This is a genomic window from Pyxidicoccus sp. M6 (assembly GCF_055568925.1).
The window spans coordinates 3,570,399-3,586,028 of sequence record NZ_CM145714.1; the positions used below are offsets into that span (position 1 = coordinate 3,570,399).

The 15,630-nt window shown below is 71.2% G+C and carries 12 protein-coding genes; 5 read left to right on the top strand and 7 right to left on the bottom strand.

The window, feature by feature from the left end:
* Positions 1 to 163 precede the first annotated feature (163 nt).
* From ACVTJA_RS14780 to ACVTJA_RS14790, 3 genes are read left to right on the top strand one after another with little or no spacing between them, the layout of a single operon-like run.
* On the top strand, positions 164 to 1,690 hold the full coding sequence (locus ACVTJA_RS14780) for a flavin-containing monooxygenase (RefSeq protein ID WP_465837010.1): 1,527 nt from the start codon (positions 164 to 166) through the stop codon (positions 1,688 to 1,690).
* Between the two features lie 54 nt (positions 1,691 to 1,744).
* Entirely contained in the window at positions 1,745 to 2,590 is an 846-nt protein-coding gene (locus tag ACVTJA_RS14785) for an SDR family NAD(P)-dependent oxidoreductase (RefSeq protein WP_465837011.1), read from the top strand.
* Complete coding sequence (locus ACVTJA_RS14790; protein WP_465837012.1) at positions 2,587 to 3,291, top strand: QsdR family transcriptional regulator; 705 nt, start codon at positions 2,587 to 2,589, stop codon at positions 3,289 to 3,291. The genes ACVTJA_RS14785 and ACVTJA_RS14790 overlap by 4 nt, the downstream gene beginning before the upstream one ends.
* A gap of 18 nt (positions 3,292 to 3,309) precedes the next feature.
* Here the strand turns inward: ACVTJA_RS14790 and ACVTJA_RS14795 are convergent, their stop codons facing one another.
* Positions 3,310 to 4,623, bottom strand: coding sequence for an APC family permease (locus tag ACVTJA_RS14795; RefSeq protein ID WP_465837013.1), 1,314 nt, complete (start codon positions 4,621 to 4,623; stop codon positions 3,310 to 3,312).
* 108 nt (positions 4,624 to 4,731) lie between these two features.
* Entirely contained in the window at positions 4,732 to 6,903 is a 2,172-nt protein-coding gene (locus tag ACVTJA_RS14800; protein ID WP_465837014.1) for a hybrid sensor histidine kinase/response regulator, read from the bottom strand.
* A gap of 415 nt (positions 6,904 to 7,318) precedes the next feature.
* On the opposite strand from ACVTJA_RS14800, the gene rsgA reads away from it, so the two are divergent.
* Both rsgA and ACVTJA_RS14810 read left to right on the top strand, forming a co-directional pair.
* Positions 7,319 to 8,407, top strand: coding sequence for a ribosome small subunit-dependent GTPase A (rsgA, locus tag ACVTJA_RS14805; protein WP_465837015.1), 1,089 nt, complete (start codon positions 7,319 to 7,321; stop codon positions 8,405 to 8,407).
* A gap of 86 nt (positions 8,408 to 8,493) precedes the next feature.
* Positions 8,494 to 9,852 carry a TAXI family TRAP transporter solute-binding subunit gene (locus ACVTJA_RS14810; RefSeq protein ID WP_465840392.1) on the top strand — a complete coding sequence of 453 codons (1,359 nt, stop codon included), beginning with the start codon at positions 8,494 to 8,496 and terminating at the stop codon, positions 9,850 to 9,852.
* 431 nt (positions 9,853 to 10,283) lie between these two features.
* Here ACVTJA_RS14810 and ACVTJA_RS14815 read toward each other — a convergent pair whose 3' ends face one another.
* From ACVTJA_RS14815 to ACVTJA_RS14835, 5 genes are all read right to left on the bottom strand, one after another.
* The gene (locus ACVTJA_RS14815) at positions 10,284 to 11,222 is read right to left on the bottom strand and encodes a TolB family protein (RefSeq protein WP_465837016.1); all 939 of its coding nucleotides are present in this window, start codon (positions 11,220 to 11,222) and stop codon (positions 10,284 to 10,286) included.
* Between the two features lie 125 nt (positions 11,223 to 11,347).
* Positions 11,348 to 12,154: a LytR/AlgR family response regulator transcription factor gene (locus ACVTJA_RS14820; protein ID WP_465837017.1), complete on the bottom strand. Its 807-nt coding sequence runs from the start codon at positions 12,152 to 12,154 to the stop codon at positions 11,348 to 11,350.
* Between the two features lie 94 nt (positions 12,155 to 12,248).
* The gene (locus tag ACVTJA_RS14825) at positions 12,249 to 13,373 is read right to left on the bottom strand and encodes a sensor histidine kinase (RefSeq protein WP_465837018.1); all 1,125 of its coding nucleotides are present in this window, start codon (positions 13,371 to 13,373) and stop codon (positions 12,249 to 12,251) included.
* A gap of 114 nt (positions 13,374 to 13,487) precedes the next feature.
* Positions 13,488 to 13,982 (bottom strand): hypothetical protein, encoded by a 495-nt coding sequence (locus ACVTJA_RS14830; RefSeq protein ID WP_465837019.1) that lies wholly within the window; start codon positions 13,980 to 13,982, stop codon positions 13,488 to 13,490.
* Between the two features lie 14 nt (positions 13,983 to 13,996).
* Positions 13,997 to 15,613, bottom strand: a complete 1,617-nt coding sequence (locus tag ACVTJA_RS14835) for a hypothetical protein (RefSeq protein ID WP_465837020.1) — start codon at positions 15,611 to 15,613, stop codon at positions 13,997 to 13,999.
* Positions 15,614 to 15,630 lie beyond the last annotated feature (17 nt).

A 15,630-nucleotide genomic window follows, 5' to 3' on the forward strand; every position in this document is an offset into this window, starting at 1 on the left:
CACCCCAACCGGGCAGCCGGCCGGGCCCCCTCCCGCCCGAGCAAGGCCCCCGAGGCGGACCGGCGCGTCCGTCGGACATGCGTCATATTCACGATTCGACGCAGCCCGATTCACAATGGCTTCCTGTAGCATGCGCGTCACCTGACCCACCCGGGAGGTTCCAGTGCCCCCAAGACACGCACCCCACTTCCACATCGCCATCGCGGGAAGTGGCTTCGGCGGCCTCGGCATGGCCGTCCGCCTCAAGGAATCGGGCTTCCAGGACTTCGTCATCTTCGAGCGCTCCCACGACGTGGGCGGCGTCTGGCGTGACAACTCGTACCCGGGCTGTGCGTGCGACGTGCAGTCCCACCTCTACTCGTTCTCCTTCGCGCCCAACCCGTCCTGGTCCCGCGCGTTCTCCCCGCAGGGGGAAATCCACGCCTACCTGCGCGACTGCGCGGACCGCTTCGGCATCCGGCCGCACGTGCGCTTCCGGCATGCCGTCCAGGAGGCCCGCTGGAATGACGTGGAGCAGCGCTGGCACATCCAGACGTCGGAAGGGCTCTACACGGCGAATGTATTCATCTCCGCTGTGGGAGGCCTGAGTGAGCCCTCCATCCCCAACCTGCCGGGCCTGGAGCGCTTCCAGGGGAAGGTGATGCACTCGGCGCGGTGGGACCACGGCTACGCGCTCTCCGGCCGGCGGGTGGCCGTCATCGGCACCGGCGCCTCCGCGATTCAGTTCGTCCCCGCCATCCAACCCGAGGTGGGCCGGCTGCTCCTCTTCCAGCGCACGCCGCCCTGGGTGGTGCCCAGGAACGACCGCTCCATCCCCGAGCGCATGCGCCGGCTGTACCAGCGCCTGCCGGGTACGCAGCGGCTCATGCGCGGGCTCATCTACGCGCTGCGCGAATTGCTGGCGCTCGGGTTCATGCACCCGTGGATTCTGCGGCTCTTGCAGCGGCGCGCGCTCAAGCATCTGGAGCAGTCCATCCCCGACCCGGTGCTGCGCGCGAAGGTGACGCCGAAGTACACGCTGGGCTGCAAGCGCGTGCTCGTCTCGGATGACTACCTGCCCGCGCTCGCGAAGCCGAACGTGGACGTCATCACCGACGGCATCCGCGAGGTGCGCGAGCACGCCATCGTCACCGCGGACGGCACCGAGCACGCCGTGGACGCCATCATCTTCGGCACCGGCTTCCAGGTGACGGATATGCCGGTGGCGCACCACATCCACGGGCGTGACGGGCGCTCGCTGGTGGAGGCGTGGGGCGGCACCATGAAGGCGCACCTGGGCACCACCATCAGCGGCTTCCCCAACCTCTTCATGCTGCTGGGGCCCAACACGGGGCTGGGTCACACCTCCGTCATCCTGATGATTGAGAGCCAGATTGACCACGTGCTCGGCGCGCTGCGCTACCTCGAGGGACGCGGGCTGGCCGCGGTGGAGCCCACGCCCGAGGCCCAGGCGGACTTCGTCCAGCAGCTCGACACGCGCATGTCCGGGACGGTGTGGATGCAGGGCGGCTGCGTGAGCTGGTACATGGACGCCACCGGGCGCATCTCCACCCTCTGGCCCGGCTTCACCTTCTCCTTCCGGCGCCGCGTGGAGCGCTTCGAGCCCTCCGAGTACGTCGCCATCTTCCCGCACCGTCAGCGGCGGCCCGCCGCGCTCCCCGCGCCGGCGCGCGAGGTGGCCCATGCTTGAGCGTGCATCCACGGTGCGCCCTCGAATTTCCTCACGAGTCTCAGGAGGCTGCCCATGAAGTCGGTGAAGAACAGAGTCGCAGCGATTACCGGCGCGGGCTCGGGCATCGGCCGGGCCACGGCGGTGCTGCTGGCGCGCAACGGCTGCAATGTCGCGCTGTCGGATGTGAATGAGCAGGGTCTCTCCGAGACGGCGGAGCAGTGCCGCGCGCTCGGCGTGAAGGTGGAAGCGGCCCGCGTGGACGTCGCGAAGCGTGACGTCGTCCATGACTGGGCGGACACCGTGGCGAGGAGCCTGGGCGGCGTGCACGTCGTCGTCAACAACGCGGGCGTCGCGCTGGGGGCCACCATCGAGGACACGTCGTACGAGGACTTCGAGTGGCTGATGAACATCAACTTCTGGGGCGTGGTGCACGGCACCAAGGCCTTCCTCCCGCACCTGCGCGCGGCGGGCGAGGGCCACATCGTCAACGTCTCCAGCGTGTTCGGCCTCATCGGCGTGCCCACGCAGGCCGCGTACAACGCCGCCAAGTTCGCGGTGAAGGGCTTCACGGAGGCGCTGCGGCAGGAGCTGGAGGTGGAGGGCGTGCCCATCGGCGTCACCTGCGTCCACCCCGGCGGCATCAAGACGAACATCGCTCGCAACGCGCGGATGACCTACCGCAAGGGCTGGACGGACGAGCGCTCCAGCAGCGACTTCGAGAAGTCCTTCTCCACCACGCCGGAGAAGGCCGCCTCGGACATCCTCGCGGCCATCCAGAAGAACCGGCGGCGCCAGCTCATCGGCGGTGACGCCGTGCTCATCGACCTGATGCAGCGGATGCTGCCCACGCTATACCAGCGCATCCTGGTGGCGGGTGCGAAGCGCCGCCGGCGCAAGCTGCTGGAGAGCACCGCGTGAAGGCTCCCCGCGCGTACAAGCGCCGCGCCACGTCCGAGGCGCCGGAGCGCCCCCCGCTTTCCTCCCGCCGCTCGCGCGCGTCCGTGCGGGCCACGCCGCTGGCGCGGCGGCTGGATGCGCCGTCGAAGGCCACGCCCCAGGACCTCTTCGCCCTGGCGCTGGACTGGTGGAAGCGGGGCGAGCGCTTCGACATCGGCCGCATGGCGCAGGCGCTGGGCGTCAGCCGCGCCACGGTGTTCCGCTGGGTGGGCAGCCGCGAGCTGCTCTACGGCGAGGTCATCTCCTCGCTGTTCGAGTCGGCGCTCGCCACGGCCCAGAAGGGCGCGCGCGGCGAGGGGCCGGAGCTGGCCGCGGACGTCACCCGGCGACTGTTCGACTTGCTGGTGAAGGACGCGCCGCTGCGCACCTTCGTCCAGCAGGACGCCGAGTACGCCATGCGCATCCTGATGTCGCGCAGCAGCACGGTGGAGCAGCGCTGCGCCGCGAGCATCCGCGCGTCGCTGGAGGAGGGCGTGAAGCAGGGCCACCTCCGGCCGGTGATGGATTTGGACGCGCTGGCCTACGTCATCATCCGCATCGGCGAGTCCTTCCTCTACCGCGATGCGATTACCGGCGACCCGGTGGACGTGGAGTCCGCCATCATGGCCATCCGCATCCTCCTCACGGTGGAGAAGCAGGACGTGCGCTGGAGGGGGCGCTGAAGCGAAGAGCGCCCGGTGCTACTCCGGCGCCGCCGTCCGCGCGGGGCTGCGCAGGGCGTACAGCGCGCCGCCCACGGCGAGGGCAATGGCCCCGGCGATGAGGTTGCGCGCCTGCGCGCTCATGGCGAAGACGACGCACAGCGCGGCGGCGGCCATGGGCACCACGGGCCCGCCGGGAATGCGGAACGCGCCCGGTTGCTGTTGCAGCTTGCGCCGCAGCACGGGGACGGCCATGGCCGTGCCGAAGTACGTGGCCAGCCGCGCCACCACCGACAGCGTGGCCAGCACCTCGAACGAACCGGAGAAGGCCAGCGGCAGGGCTATGGCCGTCTGCGTGAGGATGGCCACCGTGGGCGTGCGGAAGCGCGGATGCAGCGACGCCAGCGCCGCGGGGCCGAAGCCGTCGCGAGCCAGCGCGTAGAGGTAGCGCGGCCCCGCGAGCACCGTGTTGCTGTTGGTGCCGAGGATGGAGAGCACCGCACCCACCGTCATCAGCAGCCCGCCCCAGCCCCCGAGGAAGCGCGCCGCCGCGTCCGCCAGCGGCGTCTGCGCGTCCACCACGCCCGGCAGCGTGCCCAGCGCCACCCACTGCACCGCGGTGTAGATGAAGGTGACGACGCCAATCTGCACCACCAGCGCGAAGGGCACGTCGCGCTTCGGATTCTTGAACTCGCCCGCCGGTGCCGCCGTGTTCTCGAAGCCCGCGTACGCGAAGAGGAGCAGCAGCACCGCCTCGCCCAGGCTGCCGTCGGGCTTCGCCGCCACGGACGTCGCCTGCGCCCAGGACATGGAGAAGATGCCCACGCCGATGAAGAGCAGCAGCGGCACCGTCTTCGTAATCGCCAGGAAGACGGCCGTGCGCGCTCCGGACTTCACGCCCACCACGTTGATGGCGGTGAGCAGCAGCAGCGGCAGTGCAATCGCGAGCGAGCGCCCCACGCCGTCATTCACCTGCGGCCACAGGTAGCCCAGCGCCCGCGCGAAGCCCGCGGACAGCGACGCCACCGAGGACACGCGGGCCAGCCACGTCATCCACCCCACCTCGAAGCCCACCAGGTCTCCGAAGGCCTCGCGCGTGTAGACGTACGCGCTGCCGGGCTTGTCGAAGTAGCTCGCGGCCTCCGCGAAGCAGAGCACCAGCAGGAACACGCCCAGCCCCGCGAGGACGATGGCTCCCACGCTCGCCGAGCCGAGGTTCGCCGCCGCCGCGGCGGGCAGCAGGTACACGCCACTGCCGATGACGTCGTTGATGGAGAAGCCCACGATTTCCCAGCGGGACACCGCGCGCTTCATGCCGAGGTCCGCGGGAGCCGCGGGAGGGGGAGTCGTCATTTCTGAGAAGATAGTCGGAGCTACGTCCCCCTGTACCCGGAATTCCCGTCAGGTCGGATTCTGATGCCGAGCGTCAGTGCCACGTCGGCGGGAGGCCAGAGCGGGCCTTCAGTCCGGAGTCTGGCCGAGCGGCAGCGCCACCTCGAAGAGGGCGCCCTGGCCGGGCTGGCTTTCCACGCGGATGGTGCCGCCGTGGGCCTCGACGATTTCCCGCGCGAGGTAGAGACCCAGGCCGAGGCCGCCATAGTGGCGCTCGGACACTGCGCGGGCGAACTTGCCGAACAGGCGCGGCAGCGCCTCGGGGGAGATGCCGACGCCCTCGTCCTGCACGGTGATTCGCGCGTGGCCGCCGTCCGCCACCAGGCACAGGCGGATGGGCCGGCCCGCGCCGTACTTCACCGCGTTGGACAGCAGGTGCGAGACGGCCTGCTCCACCCGGCGCCGGTCCACCGCGCCCACCACCGTCCCCGGCGTCTGGAGCTCCAGCGGGCAGCTCGCCTTCGCGCAGTCCGCCTCGAAGGTCGCGCCCACCTCGACGAGCAGGGCGGAGAGGTCCACCGCCTCGCGGTGCAACTCCAGCCGCCCGGCGCTGAAATGCGACACGTCCAGGAGCCCGTCCACGAGGTTGGCGAGCCGCCGCATCTGCGAGGACACCGTGTCCAGCACCGAGGCCACCTTGTCCGCCGGCAGCACGCCGCCCGCCGCCGCCTGCGTCTGGCGTTGCAGTCCCTGCAGCTTGATGCGGATGGGCGTCAGCGGCGTGCGCAGCTCGTGGCTCGCCACCGACAGGAACTCGTCGCGCAGGTGCACCGCCTCCTGCGAGGCCTGGTACAGCCGGGCATTGTCCACCGCGAGGGCCGCGCGCCGCGCGAAGTCCTCGGCGAAGCGCACGTCGGCCTCCGTGTGGCGGCGGCCCGACTCGGCGTGCAGCAGCGACATGACGCCCAGCACCCGGCCCCCGACGATGAGCGGCACGCAGACGTAGGAGCGAACACCCAGCGACAGGAGGAGCTCCAACCGCTCCCGGTCCTTCCACGTCGTGCGGAGCACTTCCACCGTGAGGTCGGCCATCCAGTCGGGCTCGCCCGTGTGCAGCACCCTGGCCACGCCCCGGGACGCGTCCGGCGGATGCGGGTGGCGGTTCAGGAAGTCCTGGAGGCGCAGGGCCTTGTCCGTGTCGGCATGGGAGACGGCGAGGCACTCGAAGCGGCCGCGCTCGTCGACGAGGTCCACCGTGCACCAATCTCCGAGCGTGGGGATGGCGAGCCGCGCGAGCTGCCGCAGCGTGGTGGCGTTGTCCAGCGAGTTGCCCAGCAGGGCGCTCGCCTCGGCGAGGAAGCGGGATTCCTCCTCGCGCTTGCGCAGCACGCGCTCGGCCTCCCGCAGCGGGGTGATGTCCTGGAAGGTGATGACGGCGCACGCGGGCCGCTCGCCCATCGCGGGCACCTGCGCGGCGTCCAGCAGCACGGTCCGCTGTCCCCGGGGCGTGCGCATGTGGAGCTGCAGCCCCCGGATGCTCTCCCCGCGCGCGGCGCGCACGGCGGGGTACTCAGAGGGCGGCAGCTCCCGGCCCTCCATGTCCAGCAACTGGAGCTCGCGCGCGGAGTCGCCCTCCGAGGTCGGCATGGGGAAGTCGGTGCCCCAGTGCTCGTCGGCCTTCGAGTTGGCGAAGAGGGGGCGGGCCGTGCCGTGCTCCACCAGGACGAGGGACACGGGCAGTCCCTGCAGGATGGACTGGAGCCACTCCTGCTGGGCCACCAGGGCGGCGTTGAGGGCATCCACCTGCTGACGCTCCGCCTCCGCCAGCCGCAGCGCCTCCTGCTCGCGGGCGTGCCAGTCGCTCCGCTCCTGCTCCCGCACGCGCCACAGCTCCAGGAAGACGGACACCTTCGCGGTGAGCTGCTCCGCGAAGAGGGGCTTGTGGAGGAAGTCCACCGCGCCCGCGCGGTAGGCGCGCAGGGAAATCAACGGGTCCTGCTTCGCGCCCGTCATGAGCAGCAGCGGCACGGCCTGCCGGCCCGGCAGCTCGCGGATGCGTCGCGCCGTCTCGAAGCCGTCCCACGCCCCCACGAGGTAGACGTCCAGCAGCACCGCCACGAAGTCCTGCCGCTCCAGCGCCTGCACCGCCTCCTCGCCCGACGCCACGCACACCAGCGCGACGCCGAGCGGGTGCAGCGCCCGCTGGAGGGCCACCACGTCCGCCTCCGAGTCCTCCACGAGGAGGAGGGCCGGACCGGCTCCGTGGAATGTCACGCCGCGCACGTCGACTGCGGCACTCAAGGGCTTCCCTCCTGAAAGGTGGGTGCGGTGGAGCGGCCTGGGTGTCGGGGCACCGGAGGGGGGCGCTCGTTCCGGCGGCAACATGGGGCCATGTCCCCGGTCATGCCAGCCCCACCTGACGCTCCTCGTGCGGGGAGCTGGCGCCCGGCCGCATGGAGTGCCCGGTTCTGGACGTTGGCGCCGGGCACCCGAGTTGCTATGAAGGCGGAAGACGGACGGCGATGGACGCCGGCCCGGACACTTTCGGAGGCACCATGAAGCCGGACCTTGTCGTGACCGTGAAGGCCCTGTCCGCCCCGAGGGTGCGGGCCGCGTAAGACGGCCGTGTAGCTCCGGCGCAGCGCGAGCCGCTCCCCTCCGGGCCCTGAAGCACCAGGTGCGCCTGACGGCACCGTCGTGTCCGGAGTTTCCCACAGTGTCTCTCGACTCTCTCGGCTGGACTCCAGCCCTCGCTCTCGCTTTCTCCGACGTCCTCTCGCAGTCCTCTCTTCCCCTCGTCCCCGGCCGCGTGGTGCGCCAGGCGCGTGGGCTGCTCTCCGTCCAGACGGCCGGGCCCGCCTTCCTCGCGCGCACCGCCGGGCGGCTCCTCCACCACGCGCCCGGCGCCGAGGCGCTGCCCACCATCGGTGACTGGGTGGCGCTCCAGCTCCCCGCTGGTGACGGCGAGGCGCTGCTCCACGCCGTGCTCCCCCGCCACAGCGTCCTCGCGCGCCGCGAGGCGGGCAGCGAGCGCGACAGCCAGCTCCTCGCCGCCAACCTGGACGTGGTGTTCCTGGTGGCCGGCCAGGACGACGACTTCAACCCCCGACGCCTCGAGCGGGCGCTGACGCTGGCGTGGAACAGCGGCGCGGCGCCCGTCGTCGTCCTCAGCAAGGCGGATCTGCTGGACGACGTGGAGGCGCGCATCGAGGAGGTGGAGGCGCTCTCGCCCGGAGTGCCCGTGCTCGCGTTGAGCGCGCACACGGGCGAGGGCGTGGACGCGCTGCGCACGTGGCTGCCCGCCGGGAAGACGGGCGCGCTGCTCGGCTCCTCGGGCGTGGGCAAGTCCACGCTCGTCAACCGGCTGCTGGGCGAGGAGCGCCTGGCCACGCAGGCCGTCCGCGAGGACGACAGCCGGGGTCGCCACACCACCACCCACCGCGAGCTCTTCGCGCTGCCCGGAGGCGGGCTGCTCATCGACGGCCCGGGCATGCGTGAGTTCGGCATCTGGGGCGAGGAGGAGGGCGTGGACAGCGCCTTCGCGGACATCCTCGCGCTGGCCGCCGGGTGCCGCTTCGCGGACTGCGAGCACCGGAGCGAGCCGGGCTGCGCGGTGCGCGCCGCGGTGGAGGAGGGCACGCTGGAGGCCGCGCGGCTCGGCAGCTACGAGAAGCTGCGGCGCGAGCAGGCCCACCACCTGCGCCAGGCGGACCCGCTCGCCCGGAAGGAGCACCGGCGCCACATGGGCAGCCTCATCAAGTCCGTCCGGGAGTTGGGCCGGACGAAGTGGCGCGGCGACTCCTGAGGGGTGACGCTCCCTGGCGGCGGTGACGTCTGGCCGCCGCCAGGGCAGGCAGGCACGGGGGGCGTCTATACTCCGCCCCCATGAAGATGAAGACGGACCTCATCAAGGCCCAGCTCCGGCGCACGCTGCGCCGTGATTTGTGGCTGACCCTCGGCCCCGCGCTGGTGCTCGTCGGCCTCGCGTTCGCCGTGACGTTCTACTTCGTCAAGCCCGCGCCCCCGAAGACCATCGTCATCGCGACGCCGCAGGACGAGGGCGGCTTCCGGTACTTCGCGCGCAAGTACGAGGCCATCCTCAAGCGGGACGGCATCACCCTGGAGGTGCGCCCGACGAAGGGCTCCCTCACCAGCATCGAGCTGCTCACCGACGAGCACTCCGGGGTGGACGTCGCCTTCGTGCAGAGCGGCATCGTCAGCGCGGAGAAGGCCACCAACATCGTCTCGCTGGGCGCCCTGTCCTACGTGCCGCTCTGGGTGTTCTACCGGGGCGAGCCGATTGAGGACGTGCGCGGGCTGCGCGGCCGGCGCATCTCCGTGGGCCCGGCCGAGAGCGGGACGCGCTCGCTGGCCCTGACGATGCTCGAGGCCAACAAGGTGGACGCGGCCCCCACGCAGCTCGTCGAGCTCGGCCGCGAGGAGTCCATCGAGCAGCTCAAGCAGGAGAAGCTCGACGCGGTGTTCCTCGTGTCCACCGCGGACTCCCCCGTCATCAAGAAGCTCGCGGCGGTGCCGGGCATCCACATGCTGAGCTTCTCTCGCGCGGACGCCTACACCCGCCGGTACACGTACCTCACCCGGCACGTGCTGCCGCGCGGCGTGTTCGACCTCGCCGCGGACGTGCCCGCCCAGGACGTGACGCTGGTGGCCCCCACCGCCAACCTCGTGGCCAGGGACTCCCTGCACCCCGCGCTCGCGTACCTCCTGCTGCGCGCCGCCAGTGAAGTGCACGGCAGCGCCGGCATGCTGGACAAGACGGGCGAGTTCCCCGCGCCCATGGAGACGGGCTTTCCACTCAGCGGTGAGGCCAAGCGCTACTACCAGTCCGGCGTGCCGCTCCTGCAGCGCTACCTGCCGTTCTGGGCCGCCAACCTGGTGGACCGGCTGTGGGTGATGCTGGTGCCCATCATCGCCGTGGTGGTGCCGCTCGTACGCGCGGTGCCGGCCCTGTTCCTCTGGCGGGTGCGTTCGCGCATCGTCCGCTGGTACGCGCGCCTGAAGGAAATCGAGCTCCAACTGGATGAGAACCCGGGACGCGAGGCGCTGGGAGAGATGCTGCGCCGGCTCGACGAGGCGGAGCGCGAGGTCAACCGCATCCCCATGCCGCTGTCCTACTCGGAGAACCTCTACTACTTCCGCGAGCACATCGAAGTCGTCCGCCGCCGGCTGCTGCGCCGGCTCGCGGACGCGCCCTCCTCGCTGGAGCACGGCGCCCAGGCCGTGGGTTGACGCGTCGCGAGTGTGGTGCGCTGTGGGCCTGAAAAAATAAATAGGGCCGCACTCAAGATTTCGGGCGGCGTGCGTATTTATTTTCGAAAGGTGGGGGCGCCGGGGCAAGAGCCGCGACGCCCAAGGGCTTCAGGCGCAGAGCGTCTGAAGGGGTGGTTTCTGGAGGGTGTCCGGGTCGTTGACGGCACTCAAGGTTTCGGACGCATCGCGTCTGATTGGGAGGGGGGAAGTCAGCCCGGGGGGGCTGGCTTCAAACGGTCGAGGGGGCGCCCCAGAGTGGGGGCGCGTGGTCATTGGGAGCACGTCGAGGGGGCGTGCTCCCAATGCTTTTTTTCCGAAGTCTCGAAGTCCTGGAGCCCCACAATCGGTGGCTCATACGGCGGGAAGTGCGTCGGGGGGCGCGCTTCCCGCTGTGTTTTTTCGGGCCCTGGTTACTCCGTCGGGGCCGCATCCCACGCGTCCGCGCCGCAGGGGCCGAGCACCGCCCGCGTCTGGACGTGGAAGAGGTCCCCGGGAATGGGCTCGGGCTCGTACTGGTGCCGGACGAAGTAGAGGGTGCGCCCGTCCTGGGAGAGCGACGGGTGGTACTCGTCCTGTGAGGTATTCACCAGGGGGCCCAGGTTGCGCGCGGGCTGCCAGCGGCCTCCGGCGCGCTCCGCCACGTAGAGGTCTCCGTACCCGTAGCCGTCCTCACGGCCGATGGAGGCGAAGAGGAGCGTCCGCCCGTCCGGCGTAATCGTGGGGTTGAAGTCCAGCGTCTCCGTGTTGATGGCGGGGCCCAGGTTCTCCGCCGGCCCGTAGGTGCCGTCCCGCCGCGGGGACGCGCGCCAGACGTCCCAGATGCCTTGGCCGCCCGGCCGGTCCGAGCCGAAGTACAGCGTGCCCCACGCGTCCACGCTGGGGTACAGCTCGTCCGAGGTGCTGTTGACGGCGTCGCCCAGGTGGCGTGGCTCGCTCCAGCCGTCGCCCTGGCGCTCCACCACCCAGAGCTCCACGTCCTCGCGCGGCACTCCATTCACCGGGCGGATGGAGGAGAAGAAGAGGCGGCGTCCGTCCGGGGTGATGAACGGGTCGATGTCGCTGTAGACGCCGGAGAAGGGCGCCACGCGCGGCTCGCTCCAGCGGCCGTGGCGCCACTCGGAGTAGACGATGGTGGACCTGCGCGACTCGGGGAAGAGGACCTCGCCCACGCCCCAGAAGGCGGTGCGGCCGTCCGGGGTGAAGGCGATGCGGTACTCCTCCTGCCCCGGCTGCGAGACGAGGCCGGGGAGGAACACCTCGGGCACGCGGGGCGCGGCGGAGGCGGGCGCGGCCACGAGCAGCGTGAGCGCGGCGAGCAGTGTGGGGACGGCGGGAGACTTCGGGGACATGTGCGGCTCCTCTCGACGGTGAATGTTGCGCACGCACAGGTAGCGGGTGGAGGAGTCGCCGTCCGGAAGCCGGGGACGAACCGCGCGGGGCAGGGGACGGATGGGAGCGGAGCGGGGACGGGCCCTCAGCGCGAGCCCGGCGCGTCGGGGCCCAGGCCCAGTGCCTGTTCCAGGCGCGCGCGGTGGCTGCGCGCGGTGCGCACGGCGGTGCCCGTGCCCAGCACGAGCAGGTACTCACCCTGTGACAACGGCTCCAGCTCGCGCACGTGGTCCAGGTTGACGAGCACCGAGCGGTGCACGCGGATGAAGCGCCGCGCGTCCAGTCGCTCCTCCAGGCGCGTCAGCGTCTCGCGCAGGACGTGCTGCCCCTCGGCGGTGTGGATGCGCACGTAGTTGGCCTCGGCCTCCACGTGGGTGATGGCCGCGCAGTCGATGAAGCGGATGGTGCCGTCCTCCTTCACGGGCAGCCGGCGGGGCGGCACCTGCGCCAGCGCCAGCCCGGACAGCAGGGACTCCTGGCGCGAGGCCGCGTCGTCCCGGCGCAGCAGCGAGACTTGCTGCCGGGCGCGGGCGAGGGCGGAGCGGAAGCGCTCCCTGTCATAGGGCTTGAGGAGGAAGTCCAGCGCCTGGGCCTCGAAGGCCTGCACCGCGTAGCGCTGCCACGCGGTGACGAAGACCACCACCGGGACGGACTCCGGAGGCAGCGCGCGCAGCACCTCGAAGCCGTCGCCCGCCGGCATCTCGATGTCCAGCAGCAGCACGTCCGGCGCATGGGCGAGCACCACGCGCACGGCCTCCGCGCCGCTGGCGGCCTCGGCCACGAGCTGCACGTCCGGCTCGGCGGAGAGCAGCGCGCGCAGCCGCTCGCGGGCGGGCGGCTCGTCGTCCGCCACCACCACGCGCAGGGGCGGCTTGTCCGTCTCGCCGCTCATGCCGGGCCTCCCTTCGCCAGGGGATGGGGTGGCTCGCGGGGCCCCGCCAACGACACCCACGGGGGTGCCTCGGGCATCGCGCGGTTCATGTCGCTCACGCTCCCGCCATCGGCCGCAGCGGCACGCGCAGCTCCGCCACCGCGCCGCGCGGCGTGCCGGGCCTCAGCTCCAGCGCGGCCCGGCCCCCATATAGCGTGGCCAGGCGCGCGCGCAGGTTGGCCAGCCCCACGCCTCCGCCCCGCGTGGGCGCGACGCCACCGGGCAGCCCCAGCCCGTCATCCTGCACCTGTACGCGCAGCGTCTCCCCGTCCCGCTCCGCGCTGATGCGCACCCGGCCCGGCTCGGCCCTCGGCGCCAGCCCGTGGCGGATGGCGTTCTCCACCAACGGCTGGAGCGCCAGGTGCGGCACCCGCGCCTCCAGCACGTCCGGCGACAGGTGCCACTCCACCGCCAGCCGCGCGCCGAAGCGCGTGCACTCGATGTCCAGGTATGGCGCCAGCGCCTCCAATTCCTCGCGCAGCGTCACCTCCGGCCGCTCTCCGGACTCCAGGCTGTGTCGCAGCAAGTCCCCCAGCCGCGCCAGCATCCGCTCCGCGCCATCCGGCTCCCGGTGCACCAGCGAGGCCACCGCGTTGAGGGCGTTGAAGAGGAAGTGCGGCCTCAGCTGCGCCGCGAGCGCCTGCAAGCGCGCCTCCGCGAGCTGCGCCTGGAGCTGGTCCGCCCGGCGCTGGCGCACGTGCGCATGCCGCGCCAGCCCCAGGACATGCGCGCCCGTCGTCAGCAGCAGCCACGGCAGCACGTTGTTGGCCACGCTCTGCGCCAGTACCACCCCGACGTCCGGAGGCCGCGCATACCAGCCGATGACGTCCTGCGTGACGAGGACGAAGGCCGCGCGCCCCAGCACCACCAGCGCCAGCGCCCCCAGGTGCGCCGCCACCGCGACGCCCAGGCGCCCGCGCCGCGGCGGAATCCACTCGGACAGGCGCAGGCACAGCACGGTGAAGGGCACCCACAAGAGCGCGCTCGCGAGCGCCATCCGCCACAGCGAAGCCTCGGGCGCATCCACCTCGCCCAGGCTCCGCAGGAGGCGCAGCTGGCTGATGGTGACGAGCCCGTCCGTCAACCACCACGCCAGGGCTCCCGTCCACACGGCCCACGAGGGCAGGGGCGGGACTTCACCGGACCAGGGGACGGAGGACTCCTGCGGCGGCTCGCGCATGGCCGGGAAGGCTAGCGGCGCGCCGGGACGGCTTCCATGGCGCCTGGGACGAACGGCGCCACGGGTGGGGACGAACCGGGAAGCGCCCGGCCCGTCCCCTCTACCGCGAGCGGATTACTGCCCGCCCGAGGGCATGACCTTGATGCGCTCGCCGTCGCTGCCCGTCATGGTGGTGCCGGACGACTTCTGCTGCTCCGCGGTGGGCTTGCCCATCGCGAAGGTCGCCACCTTCGACAGCGGCGCGCCCTGGAAGGTGCCGCTGATGGCCACCACCAGGTGCGAGCGCCCGGGGCCGGGCGTGAAGTCCACGTCGAAGGACGTCTCGTCCGCGCGCGCGAAGCTGCCGCCCTTCACCGGCGAGGCCTCGCTCTTCACCGCCAGGCCATCCACGCCGGAGACGTTCACCTGCACGTCGCTGGCGGGAGCGTCGAAGCGCAGCGTGACGTGCGCCTTCTCGCCGTCCAGCTTCGCGTCCACCGTCACCGGGGCGCTGGCCTTGGCCGTGTCGCTGCTGGCCGCGGGGGACGTGGACTTCGCCTGGGAGCTGCAGGCCACCGGCGCCGTCAGCGCGAGGAGACCCGAGAGGACTGTGAGTGCCGTGCGATTCATGTGTGCTCCTCGCTTCAAGGGCTCGAGATGGAGACGGAGACGCTGTAGGTGGTATTCACGGTGCTGTAGCCCGTCACCACCAGCACATACGGCGTGTCGCTCTGGGTGGAGAAGTTCACGGACTCCGTGCCCGGCGCCTCCTTGTACGAGGACGCCACCAGTTTGCCCCGGCTGTAGACCTCGATGTCCACGTCGTACGACGAGTTGGACACGGAGATGTTCATCGTCCGGCCGGTGCCGGAGAAGGCGAAGTAGCGGTTCTGCTGCTGCTTGTTCGCCTCCTCGCCGCCCTTGAGGCTGATGCTGTTGTTGTACGGGTACGCGTTGGGTACGGCCACGTACATGGTCCGCAGGCTCGTGTCCCCGTCACCGTAGGGCGACGTAATCGCGCCCACGCTGTAGTGCGCCAGCAGCGTGTCCACCGAGGACGTATTCACGCCCGCCTGCGACTTGAGGCCCGCGATGAACGAGCCCAGGGTCGTCATGGCCTCGGTCGTCTTCTGCGGCCCCACCAGCACGTCGTAGATGGGGCCCAGGCCCAGCGCCACTCCGTCGTACCCCTCGTTGGAGCCGGAGTCGTAGAGGTCATACAGGATGCGCATGACGCTCGTCTCGGAGAACACGCCGGGTTTCTCGTCGTCCGTGGGCGTGGGCGCCGTCTCCGCGTCGAAGCCGAAGGCCAGCGGCGGGCCGTTCGTGCTGTTGGTCCACACCGTGTCCACGTACATGGACTCGGGCAGCAGCATGGCCGCGAGCGCGTTGCCGTAGCCCTCGCCGAAGGACAGGCGCGGGTCCAGCACGTCACCCGTGCTGTGCGGGCCGCCCGGGCTGTCCGCGCGCGACAGGTTGGCCTCGAAGTAGTGGCCCCACTCGTGGACGATGACGTGCGAGTCGAACTCGTCCGTGTCCGCGCCCGCGCGCCCGAGGATGTAGATTTCGTTCTCCGTGAAGGAGAAGTGCGACGTGCCAATCAGCCCGTTCGCCTTGTTGCCGGACTGGGGCACGTTGTCCGGGCTCCAGTTCACCTTCAGCGGGGGGAAGGTGACGGTGCGCACCGCCATGAAGGCCTTGGACGCGGTGTACATGCTGTCCAGGATGGCGAAGGGCGCCGCGGTCCGCTGGTTCGCGTTGTAGCTCGAGCCCCCCCAGCCGTGCGCCGCGTGCAGGTCCTTCGACGTGGTGGTGGCGGTAATCGACTCGCCCACGGCCCAGATGGCGTCGTTGTCCGTGTTGTCCTCCACCTGGATGGGAGGATTCGTCGTCTTCGCGAGCACGACGAGCGTCATGCCGCACGTGGAAGGCGTGTAGCCGAGCTGGTAGTTGCCCTGCTCGTCCGTGGACCCGGTGGCGAGGATGTTGGAGTCCTGGCGTACCTGCACCACCGCGTTGCGCACCGGCCGCTTGGACGCCTGCGAGAAGGCCAACGTTCCCGTCCTCGTCGTCGTCGAGTACGTCGCCGGGACGAAGTCGTACGTCACCTTGCCGCTCAGCGTCACCGGGCTGCCGGTGGTGCCGCCGGTGCAGTCGTCATCATCATCGTCGTCATCGCCGCACCCCGTGAGCGCGAGCGTGAGCGTGAGTGCCAGGACCTTGCTGGCGTTGCCCCAGTCTGACCTGCGAGCCACGAACATTCCGTTCTCCCCCTGCC